The organism is Gilliamella sp. wkB171 (genome assembly GCF_001693755.1).
GTDB classification, from domain to species: Bacteria; Pseudomonadota; Gammaproteobacteria; order Enterobacterales; family Orbaceae; genus Gilliamella; species Gilliamella apicola_F.
The window spans coordinates 50,441-66,856 of record NZ_LYST01000008.1 but is presented as its reverse complement, the minus strand read 5'-3'; the positions used below and the strand labels follow the sequence as shown (position 1 = coordinate 66,856).

The window sequence follows — 16,416 nt, the reverse complement described above, 5'->3', positions numbered from 1 at the left end:
GCGTGTAATTTTGTGAATATAATGAATGATTACAAAATTACACTAAAGCTGGTTTTGAGTGATTTTTAGATAAATTACTCTTCATCCAACAGATCGCTATGTGCTATCCATAAATATTGTAACATGGATAGTAAAGTTAAAATTGTTGCTAGAAAAAGAGCTGCAAGGCCTGCATAAATAACAATATCACAAGGCCGCCAGAGTAACCAAGTCAAGGCTGTCATTTGTGCGATAGTTTTTATTTTGCCGGTTGAAGATACCGCAACATTACCGCGTTTGCCTATTTCAGCCATCCATTCACGTAATGCTGATATGATGATTTCCCTTGAAACAATAATAATTGCAGGAATAGAGATCCACCATGATTGGTAGTATTGAGTAATCAAAACTAAAGCAATAGTGACCATAATTTTATCGGCAACAGGATCTAAAAAAGCACCAAATTTTGTTGTTTGACCTAAACGACGCGCAAGGTAACCATCTAACACATCAGTGACTGCTGCGATTAAAAAAATTAAGGCAGAAAAAAAACCTGACCACTCATGCGGAAATAGATAAAAAGCCATCACAAAAAAAGGAATTAATATAACTCGGAATAAGGTTAAAACTGTAGGGAAATTAATTTTCATGTGACATAAGCTCTTTTTTGTTTGATTAATCAAATAATTAGTAACAATTAAAAAAACAGTGTTTTTATTATGATTATGTTGCCTGAAAAATTTTAATTTTTCAATGTGTTATTGTTGCAAATTGAGATAAATTTTTTCAGCTAAAGATTTAGATATACCTTGCACTTGTGCAATTTCGTCTATACTGGCATTTTTTAATTCCCGTAAACCACCAAAATGTTTAAGTAATGCTTGTCGGCGCTTTCCTCCTACGCCTTCAATGTGTTCTAAAGCGCTGTCAGTGAGCTGTTTTACCCCTTTTTTGCGTTGACCAACAATGGCATGATCATGTGATGCATTACGTATTTGTTGAATTAATAATAGTGCAGGGGAATGGTCATCTAAATAGTGTCCTATTCCATGCGCTTCAAAAAAGAGTGTTTCTAATCCTTCTTTACGTTCAGCCCCTTTGGCTACACCAATCAAAATAGGATGATGTTTATCCCAATTTACCTCTAGTTGTTCAAAAACTTGTAAGGCTTGGTTAAGTTGACCTTTACCACCATCGATAAAAATAATATCGGGTATCTTTTCTTCAGGCAGATCTTTTTTGCTGTAACGACGCGTTAACACTTGTTGCATTGCTGCATAATCATCACCCGGTGTGATACCAGTGATATTATAACGGCGAAATTCTGATTTAACGGGACCTTTGTCATCAAAAACTACACAAGATGCAATAGTGTTTTTTCCCATAAAGTGACTGATATCAAAACATTCCATGCGATTAATTTTTTTAATCCCTAAAAACGTTTGTAAGGCATCATAACGTTGTTTAATTGTGGAATTTTCTAGCAGTTTATTTTTAACTTCTGTTTGTGCATTGATTGTTGCAATATTCAAAAGTTTTAAATTGTCTCCTTTGGGCTCATCGATCAGTTTAACTTGATGTTCAGCAATAAGTGACAGTGTCTCTTCCATTGGCTGTTTATCTGATAATGAAAAATTGAGTAAAATCTTTTTAGGTATATTACGATTTTGGTTTCCTTGTAAATAAAATTGACCTAAAAATGTTTCAATAACTTCTTCTAATTCGGTATTTGATGGAACTTTAGGGAAGTAGGAGCGATGTCCAAAGGTTTGTCCATTACGAATAAATAATACATAGATACATGCTAAACCGAGTTCATAATGGAATCCAATTACATCAAGATTATCATTATTATTGTAAATTGCCTGTTTTTCATTAATGTGCTTGATGGCTTGTAACTGGTCACGTAATACCGCTGCTTTTTCAAAATTTAACTCGCGGCTTGCTGTTTGCATATCTTCAGTTATTTTTTGTAAAATTTGTTCAGATTGTCCCGATAAGAATAATCTTACATAATTAACTTGCTCGTTATAATCTTCATCACTGACTAACCCCGGTACACAAGGTCCTAAGCATCTTTTTATTTGGTATTGTAAGCAAGGGCGGGTACGGTTACGATAAGTCGAGTTTAGACATTGTCTTATCGGAAACGTTTTTTGCAATAGTGCAAGAATTTGTTTTACCGCATAGCCACTTGGGTAAGGACCAAAAAATTCATCTTTTTTACGATTGATGGTTCCTCGATAAAGCGATAATTGAGGATGACGTTCTTTACTTAATTTGATGAAGGGATAACTTTTATCATCTTTTAATAGTACATTATAACGAGGTTGATGCTTTTTAATGTAAGTCTGTTCGAGTAATAAAGCTTCTGTTTCAGTATTAGTAATAGTAAATTCAACTCGATGAATGTGACTTACCAGTCTATCGGTCTTTAACGTTTTTTTGCTATTATTAAAATAGCTTTTTAATCGATTATTGAGATCTTTAGCTTTTCCCACATAAATAATCGTATCTTTATCATTGAACATCTGATAAATACCCGGTTTATGGGGAACAGTTTTTAAAAAAGATGTCGAATCAAATTGGCTCATATTTATTAGTTTTCGAATGTGAGGGCTTTTTTCTCTATTACTCTCATAATGGTGCTTAATAAACCATTTATCAAGAGATAAATTAAGCCTGCAACGATAAAAATTGAAAAGTCGTAGTAATCTCCATTTAATTCATTACTGTATCCCATAATGTCCATTACTGGAATCATAGAGGCTAGAGCAGTACCTTTAACGACAAAAACCACTTCATTGGAATAGGTTGATAATGATCGTTTTAATGCATAAGGCATTACAACTTTCAACGTTTGCCATTTGTTCATACCTAGCGCTTTACAAGCCTGCCACTGTCCTTGCGGCACAGCTTTTAGAGCCCCATAAAAAATCTGGGTGGTATAAGCTGCACTATTGAGTGTCAGAGCTAAGTAAGCACAAAACCAAGGAGAGGAGATAAGATCATAAAATGCTGGTACGTGACTTAACGTTTGACCAAATTGTGATGGTCCATAATAAATTAAAAATAATTGGACTAGCAGTGGCGAACCCGTAAATATAATAATATAGGTTCGAATTGCCTTAGTTAATACTTTCGAATTTAGTGATAATAAGCAAGTAAAAATTATTGCTAATAAACCAGCAGATAAGATCCCTAAAATACCCAAACTTAGTGTATTTGGTAAACCCTGTAAAATGATTTTAAGATAGTAAATAAAATTATCAAACATAAATTGACCTTACTGGTTATTAGCAGAGTTAGGTTGTTCAAAATAGGTCGAGCGCTTTTCGATTCGCCCGATAACTTTTTGGCTTAAAATCGAAATAACCAAGTAAATAATCATGGCAATAAAATACCATAGAAAGGGTTGATTTGTTCGAGCTATAATCGTTTTTGTTTGCATCATTAAATCATCAATAGCAATAGCTGACACTAGTGCTGTATCTTTTAGTAAAATCAACCATTGATTACTTAATCCTGGTAGCGCATGACGCCACATTTGAGGCAAAATAATACGGAAAAAAGTACGTGATTTACTTAATCCAAGCACCTGTGCTGCTTGTTTTTGTCCACTTGAAATCGCCTTTAATGCCCCTCGTAATGTTTGCGATGCATAAACAGCATAAAGTAACGATAAGGCAATCAAGCCACATAAAAAAGGATCGGGTTTTGTATTTTCGATATTCATTTGTAGTGTAAATGATGTAAAACCTAATGATATTGAAAAACCATCATCTAATGCCATTAACAGCAAAGGTAATCCTGTATAAATTGCTACCACTATCAAAAGTTCTGGTAGAGCACGTATGGTTAAGTTAAACAGTGACATTAACCATGCAACGGGTTTAAAAGGAACGGATTCTAAAATTGTAAAAATAAACGCAAAAAACATGCCTACAATTAGCGATATAAACGCTAATGACAAGGTAATAGATGTCGCTTTAGTTAGCGGCAAAATATAACCATCCATTGATGATAAGATCCAGTTCATCCCGTTTGCAAGAAAGTCTGACATAAAAAAACCGTTGTTAAATTAAAAAAATAAACTCGCCGCAAAATATGCGGCGAGGTCATTATAAAGTCTAAATTAAAGTGTAATGATTATTTATTAAACCATTTTTTGTAAATTTCGTCTAACTGACCATTTGCTTTCAGTTTATCAATAGCTTGGTTAAATTGATCACGTAATTTATCGTTACCTTTACGTAATGCAATACCTAAACCTTCACCAAAAAATTCATGATCAGTAATTTTATCACCTAATGCGACAATTTCACTATCTTTACCTAGCCAGTCACCAGCAACAAATGAACTTGCAACAATAGCATCAATGCGTTTAGCTTTTAAATCTAAAAAAGCAAATTGATAACTGTCATAACTTACGGCTTTAACATCAGGATATTTTTCATTCAAATATTTTGAATAAGTTGTCCCTTTTTGTATACCAATTCGTTTACCTTTTAGTTGATCTAAACTGGTTAATGAATCTTTTAGCGTAATAAATTGAATAGAACTATCATCATAATATATTTTAGTAAAATCAACTTGTTTTTGGCGCTCTGGTGTTACATCAATGCCGGCAATTGCAGCATCAATACGGCGAGTTTTTAAACTAGGAATTAATCCATCAAATGATTGATTAACAATATTACATGATGCTTTAATTTCATCACAAATTTTATTAATCACATCAATATCAAATCCAACAATTTCATTTTTTTCGTTGGTAAACTCAAAAGGCGCATAAGTCGCTTCTGTACCAATGGTTAAAGTTTCTGCAGCTTGAGCAACAAAAGCTGATCCTGCAAGCAAAATGGCTAGTAACGTTTTTTTCATATATCCACCCAATTTTATATTAATTAATGTGATAAATAAGATTTAAACTCTTCGGTTTTTGGATGAGCAAAACATTCTAGTTGTCCTTGCTCAATAATTTTACCGTGTTCCATATAAATCACTTGTGAAGCCACTTTTCGAGCAAAATCAACTTCATGAGTGACAATAATTTGTGTGATCCCTGTTTGAGATAATTCATTAATAATTTCGGCTATTTGCGATGTAATTGCCGGATCTAAAGCCGCAGTTGGTTCATCAAATAATAAAATTTGTGGTTCCATCATCAATGCTCTGGCGATAGCAACACGTTGTTGTTGGCCGCCTGATAGATGAAGTGGGTAGCGATGTGCCATTTCATCGATTTGTAACCGAGCTAAAATCGACATGGCTTTATCACTGGCTTCTTGTTTAGAAAGCTTTAAAACTTGGCAAGGCGCCTCAATTAAATTCTCTAGTACCGTTAAATGTGGCCATAAATTGTAGTTTTGAAAAACCATACCAACATTTTTACGTAATTGTCGTATTGTTGATTCACTAATTTTAGTTGAGAAATCAAAATGAGAATCTGCAATTGTCATTTTACCTGATGTTGGAATTTCAAGTAAATTAAATACTTTTAATAAAGAGCTTTTTCCTGCACCACTTTGTCCTAACAAAACAATGGTTTCGCCAAGCGGGTAACATAAAGAAACATCATTTAAAGCTTGATGGGTACCATAAAAACAGTTTATATGGTCTAATTCAATATTCATTATTCGTTTTCTTAAATTCAAATTGACTAAATATTACTTTTTTTTGCATAAAAATGCAATCACAAAAATGAGACAAAAATTCGATTATTGGTTTTGTTCGACAATTTTCATTTTTTAAGATGCTGATCATCATCGTTAACGATCAGGGGCGATAATAGGAATGACTGGTCCTAAATATTTTGGTTTTTGATTAAGAATATAAAGATCGACAAAAGCGCTGACACGGGCAAACATTTCACGAATTCTTACTAATTTCATATTATCAGGAGAGGGGACCGCAAAACATTGTGCTTGAATGCCTTGTGCTAACGCAATAAAGATTGCTCGCTCACAATGAAACTCTTGAGTAATAATGGTAAAATCATTAGCATCAAAGACTTTATTTGCTCGAACAACCGAATCAAATGTCCTAAAGCCTGCATAATCAAGAACTATAGATTCTTTAGGAATACCTGCTTTAATCAAATCTTTTTGCATCGTAATTGGTTCATTATAACTGAGTAATGCATTGTCACCACTTAGCAGAAGGTAATCCACTTTACGTTGCCAATAAAGATTTATAGCGCCATCGATGCGATTTCGATAAAATCCATTTATTCCGCCGCCTCGTACATATTTCGAAGTGCCAAGAACGACACCAATAGCTCGATGCGGTAGTTGATTTTCGTCTTGATAGATATAAGGCGCAGTTTTATAACTGATCCAGTAATCAAGACCAAGAATCGAAATTATTATAATAAAGCAAAATCCGATAAAATAAGCCAATAGCTTTTTTAAGTTCATGCTATAACCAATCAAAAATAAAAACCATTATTGGGAATAAAAAAGGTGCTGTCAATGATGTCATAATACCACATAGTACTAAAGATAAAGAACTGTATGCACCTTCGTTATAATCAACTTCAATACAACGGGCAGTACCAACAGCATGTGAAACCGCACCAATTGCAAGACCTCTTGCTGAAGCAGATTTAATTTTAACCATATTTAATAACTGATGACCAAAGATTCCGCCTAAGGTGCCAACTAAAATAACACAAAGTGCGGCTATAGAAGGGACGCCTCCTTGATTGGATGCAATAGTTACAGCAATAGCTGTAGTGACTGATTTTGGTAAAACTGATGCCGCAATTTCATGACTTCCCCCCAACCAAAATACGATGCATACCCCCGTTACCATTGAGGCGATTGATGCTGTGAAAGTGATTAGCATTATTGATTTCCAGCGTGCTTTGATTTGTGGTATCAATTCGTATAGAGGATAAGCCAATGCAACCACAGAATAAGGCAGTAAATCATTAATTATTTGTACGTTATTTACATATTGAATATAGCTAGTTTTTGTAATGAGTAAAATAGGAATTAAAACAATGACAGAAATCACCAAAGGATTAAATAATGGCGATTTAATTTTTAATGAAATTCTGCGAATAATTAGAAATACACAAAGCGTTAACGGTAACATCCATATCATGATTTCTTATCCTCATTATTTTCTGATATTGTACTGGCGGCTTTTATTATTGATTTATTATGTAAATGTTCTGTCAAATAGGCAGTTAATAATAAAACAATAATTGAGCCACCAACACTACCAAAAATGATTGGAAGCCAGTTGTCTAATAATAACGAGTAATTATCCATAATTCCCATGGCAGCAGGGATAAATAGCAAGGTCATGTAACGCATGAATAAATTACAACTGTTTTTAATCCAACAAGTTGGAATTAACTGAAAAGCTAATAAGAAAAACAGAATCAGTAGTCCAATAATACTGCCCGGAATCATAATTGGTAATATCAGTGAGATGATATTACCTACCCATAAACAAGCGGTTAATACGAGTAATCCGCGACCATAACTAAATAACGTGTAGTATAAAGAGTATATACGGTGTTTGATTGTGGCATGCTTTGCTAAAAAATGTTTCATAACGTTAATACTAATTAATTTTTCTTTGATAATGATGATCACTTCAAAGTTTAGAAATGATATGAATATTTCTTTATATGATACGCCGCTCAAATTCAATTATCCAACTAAATAATGGCAATAATGATAAAGTTGTTTAATTAAATTCAGTTTTTCAGGTTGTTGTATATAGGTTTGAGCAAGTTGTTCCAATGTTAACAGATAATCTTGAACTTTGGTTATATTCAGTTTATGTTGACAATAATCTTGCCAGATAATACGCTCTTGCTCAGTTAGTATTTGAGGGTAATTTCTTGCTTTGTAACGAAAGAATAATGTCTTTAACCGTTCATCATCAAAATTCATTGATAAACTTTCAAGTGATTGAATAGGTGTCGTACGAATAGTTTCACACCGTAATTTATCTTGGTTATTTAAAAATCCTGCATAAATTTGAGCATCGACATCGCTATTAGCTGAGTAATCATCAGTTAAGTTAAATAGCTCTCTCATCTTGGTTTGTAAAGCGTGTTGATGTTTTAATAACTGTTGCTGTTTGATTAAACATTGCGCTACATTAATATTTAACCTTTGTGCATTTTCAGGTAATAAAGTTTTTAATGGCGCAACAATAGGGCATTTGTTTATATGAATCAGTTTTAATGGGATCCGCGATTCATTTAGTGCTAAATCTTCGTTTTTGGTATAGAGTTTTTGCCTTATTTGATCAATTGATAAATTAATGATTGAATCAATATCACCTGTAAGATCACAGACAATAACCGCATTATTTTGCGTTGGATGCCAAGCTATTGGACTCACAATGGTTATATTGCCTCGGTAACTACCTAACATGCCCGATACATGTATTATTGGTGTCATATTAATAACATCTATAAGTTCAGCAACATTATTTTTGTTGCGAAGCTTAAAAAAATAATCAAATAACTTGGGCTGTTTTTGTTTAATTAATTTACCAATAGCGATAGTTGCATAAACGTCTGACATCGCATCATGAGCGTGTTCATGTTCAATATTGTTGGCTTTTGTTAAGTGCTCTAAACGAAAACTTGGGAAACCCGCATCATTAATAGGCCAATTGATACCATCAGGTCTTAAGGCGTAACAAGCACGCACAACATCAAGAAGATCCCACCTAGAATTACCATTTTGCCAACTATAAGCATAAGGATCATAAAAATTTCGATATAAAATATTGCGAGTCACTTCATCATCAAAACGAAGATTGTTATAACCTAATATGCAGGTATTTGCTTCGCTAAATGATTGATGAATTAATTTGGTAAACTCTGCTTCACACAGACCTTTCGAATTTGCTTTCTGTGGTGTAATTCCTGTGATTAATACCGCTTCTGGATTAGGCAAATAGTCTTGAGCAATTTGACAATAGATGACTAAAGGTTCCTCAATGATATTAAAATCACTATCTGTTCTAATTCCAGCAAATTGCGCTGGCCTATCCAAAGCAGGATTGATACCAAAAGTTTCATAATCATGAAAGTAAAAAGTAGGAAGTGCGGTGTTGTTTTTCATTTTTATCGTTTTTGCTGTCTTAAAGCCGTCAACCAAGTTGAATGATTTTATTGTTGATTATTGATATTCAAAATGACAGCTTAATTGCTATTAAGTAGTGTTACCAGTTAATTGATTATAACAGAATCTAAGTATTTTCTTGGGGATTATTTAATTGAGAACTATATTTTTTGCGATAATGTCATAACCCGTCGTTAATCCAATGATAGGTAAATAAAAAAGTGTCAATTTTTATAAGTTCAAAAATAGAGTGCGTTATTTAGAGAGTTATTTGCCCAATTTTGTTTAAAATTGAGCAAATTCAATTAATTTTCAGGCGCGGTTTGAATAATGTCTGCAAGTTTTTCGAGTGTTAGCCGTAAAAATTTAGGCATGGCTTCTATTTCAATTGAGTCCATAAGATTTTTGACATATAAACCAAGTTCAGTATCACCTTCAACAATTAATCGACGTTGAAAGAATAATGTATCGGGATCTTGTCGTCGAGTCGCTATCATAATTAAATCGTTAGCATTACCTATAAAACTAACATCAGCAATTTCTTCACGACTAACAACTAATTTATTCTCAATCAGACTCACAAACCAGATCAGTTGTAAATCGGTCACTTCGATTTTGAGCCAACGATTTTCTAAAAAATCAAGATCTCCATCCTCAAGTGAATGCTTAAATTGTAATTGTAACAATTGTTCGATAACTTGTTTTTTTAAATTGAATGGAATACAACGTAGCGTCAACCCCAACATTTGAGGCGCTTTGTCGACAAATGTTGAGTGTATTTTTCCTAATAAGTGATGATTGCTTATCATTTATACATCTCCAGAGATCATTTTCTCATAAATATCTAAATCTGTATTTAAATGCTCAAAAACTTCTTCGCTCACTTCATTACGAATCTTCATTTGTAATAACGCTGTACGTTCTGCACCAATAGCAACTAAACGCATGCGCCTTTCAAGATTTTCGGCCTCAAGTGCTTTTTGTTCTAAGTCCTTCAGCCCCGTTCTACGTCTTAAAGAGCCGATAACACGTGAACCGACTTCATTGACAATTTCTTGATCCATGCTGTTTTCGGTTGTTTCTTGTAATAAGTTATTTTGCATTTTTTCTAAACTGACAATGGCTTCTTCGGCCATATGACCTTTTACAGTAAGAATTTCATTATCTTGTTCGGAATTATCTAAAATGACGCTACCTCTTAATAATATCGGTAATATAATCACAGCGGCAATTAATGAAATGAGGATAATACCTGTTGCTATAAAGACAAGTTGATATCGGCCGCCAATTGTCATTGGAATAGATAGAACACCGGCAAGGGTTATTGCGCCGCGTACACCCGCAAAAGTTGAAATTAATAAATCTCTGGTTGAATAAGAGCGAAATGCAAGAGGGCGTTTTGTACCAAATGGCATTGTTGGCATATGTTTCATTGCCCAAAGCCAAGCAAATCTAGTTCCCATCAAAGCAATGAAGACAAACACTACAATTAAACATAATTGCCAGACTTCAATGGATGCATCGGTTTGATTCTCAGCAAAAGTATTCGTTAAAATACTTGGCAATTGAATTCCTAATAAAATAAATACAAAACCATTAAACACAAAGGTTAACATTGACCAAGTACTATCTGATTGTAAACGCGCTGTTAATGGTGCATTTCTCATCATGCCAGATTGATTAACTGTCATACCTGCACTAACAGCAGCTAAAATACCTGAACAGTGACATTCTTCGGCAATAATATAAGCGGCAAAAGGAAGTAAGAATAACAGCACAATTTGGATGGCTGGATCATTATGGGTAAGTTTGTTTATTTTTCTTAAAATGCGTGCATATAACCAGGTAAATAAAACACCAATAGCTAACCCACCAATGGCAACAACAAAGAATGTCACGCTAATTTGTAATAAATCGAACTGTATAGCTCCGGCGGCAATGGCTATTGCAAAGTTTAATGATACTAAGCCAGATGCATCGTTCATTAAAGCTTCACCTTCAATTATTTCCATTTTTTCTTTTTCAATTCGACCTTTACCCACTATGCCACTTAACGCAACCGCATCGGTTGGTGATAATACGGCAGCCAAAGCCAAACCTGCGGCTAATTGTACATTTGGTAAAATCCAATGTAGCAAATAACCCAATGCAATTATGGATATCACCACTAATACTAAGGCTAATCCAACAATTTCTCTAAAATTATAAACAAAATCTTTAACCGATGTTTTTCGACCATCAGCAAAAAGTAATGGTGGGATAAATAAAACAAGAAATAGTTCTGGATCAAACTTTACATAGACACCAAATGCCGCCAATATACATCCCAACAATATTTGCATAAGTGGTAGTGGGATTTGTATTGGTAACATTTTAACAACGACACCAGAAAGTGATACAATTAATACAATTAGTAAAATTATTGAAAAAAGTTCCATAGCTTGTCTTTTATTTATCCTATAATCCTGTAGTTTTTAGCAATTGATTATATCGGATTTTTAGCTAAATTTCAGGTGAAAATTTCATAAAATTACTTAAATTTTGGTCAGATACCCTTGTGGATAAAAAATTGCAACGCAATTAAAAGGCTTTTTAATGGAAAATTGGCAAAGAGCATTTATACTTCATACCAGAACTTACAGTGAAAGTAGTCTATTAGCTGATTTATTTGTTGAAAATAAAGGTAAAATAACTATTTTAGCTAAAGGTGCTAGACGAAAAAAATCAGCGTTAAAGGGAATTTTACAACCCTTTACTCCATTAATTGTTCAATATTCTGGTCAAGGTGAAATAAAAACATTACGTCAGGTTGAAGCGATATCTTTGACGTTACCATTGGTTTCAATTCACTTATATAGCGCTTTTTATTTAAACGAGTTACTACATCGAGTGCTGGTTGCCGAAACTGAAATGCCTACACTTTTTGATGACTATTTACAAAGCTTACAGCAACTGGCACAGCAAGTGCCTGCTGAAAATGTGTTACGCAGTTTTGAATTATCCTTATTAGAAAATTTAGGTTATCACGTTGATTTTTTTCATTGCAGTGCAACCGGTGATGATATTGTTGAAACAATGCATTATCAATATCAATCAGAAAAAGGTTTTATTAGTAGCTTGCTGCAAAATAGCACTAGTTTTAGTGGTGAACAGGTGTTAGCTTTTGGCAAACGTCAGTTTAATAATGAAGATACGCTTAAAGCGGCCAAACGTTTTACCAGAATTGCATTGAAACCCTACATAGGCGCAAAACCATTTAAAAGTAGAGAATTATTCTTAAAAATATAACGTTATGACGTTATAAAAGATAAATATTTTAAGTTATAGATAGAATTCTCTTATCAAAATGATTAATTTTTTCTAGTTAGTCTATTAACTAAAATATCAAGTTGATTGGCGAATTTTTCGCGGTCCTTACTTGAAAATGGAGCGGGTCCTTTAGTTTGTATTCCACTTGCTCGCATTGTTTCCATAAAATCTCTCATCACTAGCCGCTCTTTAATTGTTTCTAGAGTATAAACTTCACCTCGAGGTGTAAGAACAAAAGCGCCTTTATTTAATACCTCCGATGCTAATGGTATATCAGAGGTAATGACCAAATCATTTAATTCAACAAGTTCAACAATTTTGTTATCTGCTTTATCAAAACCATTTTCAACAAGTAATCGAGAAATAAAAGGTGAAGGTGGAATATTTAACCATTGATTAGCAACTAAATAAATTTTGATTGATTTACGAATAGCGATTCGATATAAAATTTCTTTAATTGGGTTAGGGCAGGCATCAGCATCAATCCAAATGTTCATAATAGCATTAACAAACCATTCAACTTAGACAACTATCAATCATAAATCGTTTAACAGTTTTAAGATGCAAATTTCGTTAAAAATTTCATGTTAATTATACGATTCAGTGTATTGAAAGATATTTATTATTAATATTCATAAGGTCACTATTTCTATTTGAAATCCTTATCATAAGTGATAGTATACGCGATCTATTATTTTAGATGCAATATTTACACACATGTGCGCTTTCGTGTGGCGCACCACTGTTATAAGGATTTATTATGCCAATTATTACTCTTCCAGACGGAAGTCAACGTCAGTTTGATAAACCAGTTACTGTTTTAGAAGTCGCTCAAAGTATTGGTGCAGGACTTGCCAAAGCATGTATTGCAGGTCGTGTTAATGGACAACGTAAAGATGCTTGTGACCTCATTGATCAAGATGCAACATTAGCAATCATTACCGCAAAAGATGAAGATGGACTTGAAATTATTCGCCATTCTTGTGCACATTTATTAGGTCACGCCATTAAACAATTATGGCCGGATACGAAAATGGCTATTGGGCCGACAATTGACAATGGTTTTTATTATGATGTTGATTTAGATCACTCTTTAACTCAAGAAGATCTTGATGCGCTTGAAAAACGTATGCATGAATTGGCTAAAAAAGATTATGAGGTTATAAAAGAAGTCGTTAGTTGGGAAAGAGCCAGAGAAGTCTTTTGGGAACGTCATGAACCTTATAAAATCGCTATTTTAGATGAAAACATACCGAAAGATTCAACGCCAGCGCTTTATCATCATGAAGAGTATATCGACATGTGTCGTGGCCCGCATGTACCAAATATGCGTTTTTGTCATCATTTTAAATTACAAAAAGTTGCTGGTGCTTATTGGCGCGGCAATAGTGATAATAAAATGTTACAACGCATTTATGGAACTGCTTGGGCTGACAAAAAGCAATTAGATAGTTATCTACAATTTTTAGAAGAAGCGGCCAAACGCGATCATCGTAAAATCGGTAAACAGCTTGACCTTTATCATATGCAAGAAGAAGCTCCAGGCATGGTGTTTTGGCATAATGATGGCTGGATTATTTTCCGTGAACTTGAAGTGTTTGTTCGTACTAAACTTAAAGAGTATGACTATCAAGAAGTAAAAGGTCCATTTATGATGGATCGTGTGTTATGGGAAAAAACTGGTCACTGGGGTAACTATAAAGAGTTAATGTTTGTGACTTCATCTGAAAATCGTGAATATTGTATTAAACCAATGAACTGTCCTGGGCATGTGCAAATTTTTAACCAAGGTTTGAAATCTTATCGTGATTTACCTTTACGTATGGCAGAGTTTGGTAGTTGTCATCGTAATGAACCTTCTGGTTCTTTGCATGGGTTGATGCGTGTACGTGGTTTTACTCAAGATGATGCGCATATTTTCTGTACTGAAAACCAAATTCGAGGTGAAGTAAACAGCTGTATTAAAATGGTTTATGACACTTACAGTACTTTTGGCTTTACTGATATTACGGTCAAATTATCAACACGACCTGAAAAACGAATTGGTAAAGATGAAACTTGGGATTTAGCTGAAAAAGATTTAGCCGAGTGTCTAACTGAAAATGGTATTGAATTTGAATATTTACCAGGTGAAGGGGCATTTTATGGTCCTAAAATCGAATTTACATTACATGACTGTTTAGGTAGAGCATGGCAGTGTGGTACAGTTCAACTTGACTTTATGTTACCTGAACGTTTAGATGCAACTTATGTTGGTGAAGATAATGAACGCCATACACCGGTTATGATTCATAGGGCTATTTTAGGCTCTATGGAGCGTTTTATGGGTATCTTGACAGAAAACTGTGCAGGATTCTTCCCGACATGGCTTGCACCACTACAAGTTGCTGTCATCAATATTACCGATAATCAAGCTGAATATGCAAAACAATTAACCGAGCAACTACAAAAAGTTGGTATTAGAGCAAAAGCAGACTTGAGAAATGAGAAAATAGGGTTTAAAATCCGCGAGCATACTCTAAAACGTGTTCCTTATATGTTTGTTTGTGGAGACAAAGAAATGGAATCAGGAACAATTTCAGTTCGAACTCGTCAAGGTAAAGATCTTGGTAGCTTTGAAGTGAAACATGTTATAGAATTGTTGCTTAGCGAAATTCATAGTCGTTCATTAGAACAAATGAATTAATGATAAATTAATTTGGAGGAATGAGATATTAAAGTCAGTAAACGAATTCAGTCAACACGCGCGCATAAAATCAATGATGAAATTACTGCTCGCGAGGTGAGGTTAACCGGCGTCGATGGTGAACAGCTCGGTATAGTTAGCTTAGATGAAGCTTTAAAGCAAGCTGAAGAAGCAACTCTAGATTTAGTTGAAATAAGCCCTAATGCAGAGCCACCTGTTTGTCGAATTATGGATTATGGCAAGTTCCTCTATGAAAAGAGTAAAGCAACAAAAGAGCAGAAGAAGAAGCAAAAGGTTGTTCAGGTTAAGGAAATTAAATTCCGACCTGGTACAGACGAAGGCGACTATCAGGTAAAACTCCGCAGCCTGATGCGCTTTCTAGAAGATGGCGATAAAGCTAAAGTAACGCTACGTTTTCGTGGTCGAGAAATGGCTCACCAACAGTTAGGAACTGAAATGCTTGATCGCATTAAAGAAGACTTAGCTGATTTGGCAATCATCGAATCTTATCCAACTAAGATAGAAGGTCGTCAAATGATTATGGTGCTTGCGCCGAAGAAGAAATAATGGTTCATCAAGTTAATTTTTAATTTTGTTAAACGTTACACCATTATTTTGTGTTATTAACAATGCGAAGTAGGAATTAATAAAATGCCTAAAATTAAAACTGTAAAAGGCGCAGCAAAGCGCTTTAAAAAAACAGCTTCTGGTGGCTTTAAGCATAAGCAAGCTAACAAAAGTCATATCTTAACTAAAAAATCAACTAAACGTAAACGTCATTTACGTGGTTTGACAACAGTGTCAAAAGGTGATTTAGGTTTAGTTGTAGCGTGTGTTCCATACGCTTAATTTTGGTTAACTATTTAGAGGATATGATTTATGGCTCGTGTTAAACGTGGTGTTATTGCTCGTGCACGTCACAAGAAAATTTTAAAACAAGCAAAAGGTTATTATGGAGCTCGTTCACGTGTTTATCGTGTTGCTTTCCAAGCAGTAATCAAAGCTGGACAATATGCTTATCGTGACCGTCGTCAGCGTAAACGTCAATTCCGTCAATTATGGATTGTACGTATCAACGCGGCAGCTCGTCAATGTGGTCTTTCTTATAGCCGTTTCATCAATGGTTTAAAGAAAGCATCAATTGAAATCGATCGTAAGATCCTTGCAGATATTGCTGTATTTGATAAAAATGCATTCGCTGCATTAGTTGAAAAAGCAAAAGCTGCATTATAATAGCTTTATAAGAGCCGAGTTATCTCGGCTTTTATTATTTTAAATATAGATGATTTATTTTAAAAAAGTGGATTAATGATGAATTTAGTTATTTTTCGTTTGTTTTTT

Annotated in this window: 18 protein-coding genes and 1 other annotated feature (1 of these 19 running past the window's edge); of the genes, 5 read left to right on the top strand and 13 right to left on the bottom strand. The window is 34.1% G+C overall.

Going from position 1 to position 16,416, the window contains the following annotated elements:
* Nucleotides 1-74 precede the first annotated feature (74 nt).
* From pgsA to A9G03_RS00640, 12 genes are all read right to left on the bottom strand, one after another.
* Nucleotides 75-629: a CDP-diacylglycerol--glycerol-3-phosphate 3-phosphatidyltransferase gene (pgsA, locus tag A9G03_RS00695; protein ID WP_065798124.1), complete on the bottom strand. Its 555-nt coding sequence runs from the start codon at nt 627-629 to the stop codon at nt 75-77.
* A gap of 108 nt (nt 630-737) precedes the next feature.
* The gene (gene uvrC, locus A9G03_RS00690; protein ID WP_065633620.1) at nt 738-2,573 is read right to left on the bottom strand and encodes an excinuclease ABC subunit UvrC; all 1,836 of its coding nucleotides are present in this window, start codon (nt 2,571-2,573) and stop codon (nt 738-740) included.
* Between the two features lie 5 nt (nt 2,574-2,578).
* On the bottom strand, nt 2,579-3,256 hold the full coding sequence (gene artM / locus A9G03_RS00685; protein WP_065633619.1) for an arginine ABC transporter permease ArtM: 678 nt from the start codon (nt 3,254-3,256) through the stop codon (nt 2,579-2,581).
* 9 nt (nt 3,257-3,265) lie between these two features.
* The gene (artQ, locus tag A9G03_RS00680; protein WP_065798123.1) at nt 3,266-3,997 is read right to left on the bottom strand and encodes an arginine ABC transporter permease ArtQ; all 732 of its coding nucleotides are present in this window, start codon (nt 3,995-3,997) and stop codon (nt 3,266-3,268) included.
* 131 nt (nt 3,998-4,128) lie between these two features.
* Nucleotides 4,129-4,863, bottom strand: a complete 735-nt coding sequence (locus tag A9G03_RS00675; RefSeq protein ID WP_065633618.1) for a transporter substrate-binding domain-containing protein — start codon at nt 4,861-4,863, stop codon at nt 4,129-4,131.
* Between the two features lie 23 nt (nt 4,864-4,886).
* Nucleotides 4,887-5,615 carry an arginine ABC transporter ATP-binding protein ArtP gene (gene artP, locus A9G03_RS00670; RefSeq protein ID WP_065633617.1) on the bottom strand — a complete coding sequence of 243 codons (729 nt, stop codon included), beginning with the start codon at nt 5,613-5,615 and terminating at the stop codon, nt 4,887-4,889.
* A 135-nt stretch (nt 5,616-5,750) separates the two neighbouring features.
* Nucleotides 5,751-6,398: an ElyC/SanA/YdcF family protein gene (locus tag A9G03_RS00665; RefSeq protein ID WP_065633616.1), complete on the bottom strand. Its 648-nt coding sequence runs from the start codon at nt 6,396-6,398 to the stop codon at nt 5,751-5,753.
* Nucleotide 6,399: 1 nt separating this feature from the next.
* Entirely contained in the window at nt 6,400-7,089 is a 690-nt protein-coding gene (locus A9G03_RS00660) for a CidB/LrgB family autolysis modulator (protein WP_065633615.1), read from the bottom strand.
* Nucleotides 7,086-7,547, bottom strand: a complete 462-nt coding sequence (locus tag A9G03_RS00655; protein WP_081297472.1) for a CidA/LrgA family protein — start codon at nt 7,545-7,547, stop codon at nt 7,086-7,088. Before A9G03_RS00655 ends, A9G03_RS00660 begins: the two co-directional genes overlap by 4 nt.
* A 99-nt stretch (nt 7,548-7,646) precedes the next feature.
* Nucleotides 7,647-9,080 carry an exodeoxyribonuclease I gene (gene sbcB / locus A9G03_RS00650; protein WP_065798122.1) on the bottom strand — a complete coding sequence of 478 codons (1,434 nt, stop codon included), beginning with the start codon at nt 9,078-9,080 and terminating at the stop codon, nt 7,647-7,649.
* A gap of 305 nt (nt 9,081-9,385) precedes the next feature.
* A complete protein-coding gene (ubiT, locus tag A9G03_RS00645) occupies nt 9,386-9,889 on the bottom strand; it encodes a ubiquinone anaerobic biosynthesis accessory factor UbiT (RefSeq protein ID WP_065798121.1) in 504 nt (167 codons plus the stop codon).
* Nucleotides 9,890-11,518 (bottom strand): Na+/H+ antiporter, encoded by a 1,629-nt coding sequence (locus A9G03_RS00640; protein WP_065633612.1) that lies wholly within the window; start codon nt 11,516-11,518, stop codon nt 9,890-9,892.
* A gap of 157 nt (nt 11,519-11,675) precedes the next feature.
* On the opposite strand from A9G03_RS00640, the gene recO reads away from it, so the two are divergent.
* Nucleotides 11,676-12,368: a DNA repair protein RecO gene (gene recO / locus A9G03_RS00635; protein ID WP_065633611.1), complete on the top strand. Its 693-nt coding sequence runs from the start codon at nt 11,676-11,678 to the stop codon at nt 12,366-12,368.
* Between the two features lie 62 nt (nt 12,369-12,430).
* Here the strand turns inward: recO and A9G03_RS00630 are convergent, their stop codons facing one another.
* On the bottom strand, nt 12,431-12,886 hold the full coding sequence (locus A9G03_RS00630) for a YaiI/YqxD family protein (RefSeq protein ID WP_065633630.1): 456 nt from the start codon (nt 12,884-12,886) through the stop codon (nt 12,431-12,433).
* Between the two features lie 263 nt (nt 12,887-13,149).
* Between A9G03_RS00630 and thrS the strand changes: the two genes are divergently transcribed.
* The 4 genes from thrS to rplT all read left to right on the top strand — a co-directional run bounded on the left by thrS (nt 13,150) and on the right by rplT (nt 16,308).
* On the top strand, nt 13,150-15,075 hold the full coding sequence (gene thrS / locus A9G03_RS00625; protein WP_065633610.1) for a threonine--tRNA ligase: 1,926 nt from the start codon (nt 13,150-13,152) through the stop codon (nt 15,073-15,075).
* A 27-nt stretch (nt 15,076-15,102) separates the two neighbouring features.
* The gene (gene infC, locus A9G03_RS00620; protein ID WP_065633609.1) at nt 15,103-15,642 is read left to right on the top strand and encodes a translation initiation factor IF-3; all 540 of its coding nucleotides are present in this window, start codon (nt 15,103-15,105) and stop codon (nt 15,640-15,642) included.
* Nucleotides 15,643-15,726: 84 nt separating this feature from the next.
* Entirely contained in the window at nt 15,727-15,924 is a 198-nt protein-coding gene (gene rpmI / locus A9G03_RS00615; protein WP_065557738.1) for a 50S ribosomal protein L35, read from the top strand.
* A gap of 30 nt (nt 15,925-15,954) precedes the next feature.
* Nucleotides 15,955-16,308: a 50S ribosomal protein L20 gene (gene rplT / locus A9G03_RS00610; protein WP_024496189.1), complete on the top strand. Its 354-nt coding sequence runs from the start codon at nt 15,955-15,957 to the stop codon at nt 16,306-16,308.
* 74 nt (nt 16,309-16,382) lie between these two features.
* Nucleotides 16,383-16,416 (top strand) — a sequence feature (Phe leader region); it runs 80 nt beyond the window's last position.

Bases quoted from the DNA above. Each gene is read 5' to 3' on its own strand.
- rplT (WP_024496189.1), top strand. From the start codon at position 15,955: ATGGCTCGTGTTAAACGTGGTGTTATTGCTCGTGCACGTCACAAGAAA.
- A9G03_RS00640 (WP_065633612.1), bottom strand. From the start codon at position 11,518: ATGGAACTTTTTTCAATAATTTTACTAATTGTATTAATTGTATCACTT.
- A9G03_RS00655 (WP_081297472.1), bottom strand. From the start codon at position 7,547: ATGAAACATTTTTTAGCAAAGCATGCCACAATCAAACACCGTATATAC.
- artM (WP_065633619.1), bottom strand. From the start codon at position 3,256: ATGTTTGATAATTTTATTTACTATCTTAAAATCATTTTACAGGGTTTA.
- sbcB (WP_065798122.1), bottom strand. From the start codon at position 9,080: ATGAAAAACAACACCGCACTTCCTACTTTTTACTTTCATGATTATGAA.
- A9G03_RS00660 (WP_065633615.1), bottom strand. From the start codon at position 7,089: ATGATATGGATGTTACCGTTAACGCTTTGTGTATTTCTAATTATTCGC.
- artQ (WP_065798123.1), bottom strand. From the start codon at position 3,997: ATGGATGGTTATATTTTGCCGCTAACTAAAGCGACATCTATTACCTTG.
- recO (WP_065633611.1), top strand. From the start codon at position 11,676: ATGGAAAATTGGCAAAGAGCATTTATACTTCATACCAGAACTTACAGT.
- rpmI (WP_065557738.1), top strand. From the start codon at position 15,727: ATGCCTAAAATTAAAACTGTAAAAGGCGCAGCAAAGCGCTTTAAAAAA.
- ubiT (WP_065798121.1), bottom strand. From the start codon at position 9,889: ATGATAAGCAATCATCACTTATTAGGAAAAATACACTCAACATTTGTC.
- A9G03_RS00665 (WP_065633616.1), bottom strand. From the start codon at position 6,398: ATGAACTTAAAAAAGCTATTGGCTTATTTTATCGGATTTTGCTTTATT.
- A9G03_RS00630 (WP_065633630.1), bottom strand. From the start codon at position 12,886: ATGAACATTTGGATTGATGCTGATGCCTGCCCTAACCCAATTAAAGAA.
- uvrC (WP_065633620.1), bottom strand. From the start codon at position 2,573: ATGAGCCAATTTGATTCGACATCTTTTTTAAAAACTGTTCCCCATAAA.
- pgsA (WP_065798124.1), bottom strand. From the start codon at position 629: ATGAAAATTAATTTCCCTACAGTTTTAACCTTATTCCGAGTTATATTA.
- artP (WP_065633617.1), bottom strand. From the start codon at position 5,615: ATGAATATTGAATTAGACCATATAAACTGTTTTTATGGTACCCATCAA.
- thrS (WP_065633610.1), top strand. From the start codon at position 13,150: ATGCCAATTATTACTCTTCCAGACGGAAGTCAACGTCAGTTTGATAAA.
- A9G03_RS00675 (WP_065633618.1), bottom strand. From the start codon at position 4,863: ATGAAAAAAACGTTACTAGCCATTTTGCTTGCAGGATCAGCTTTTGTT.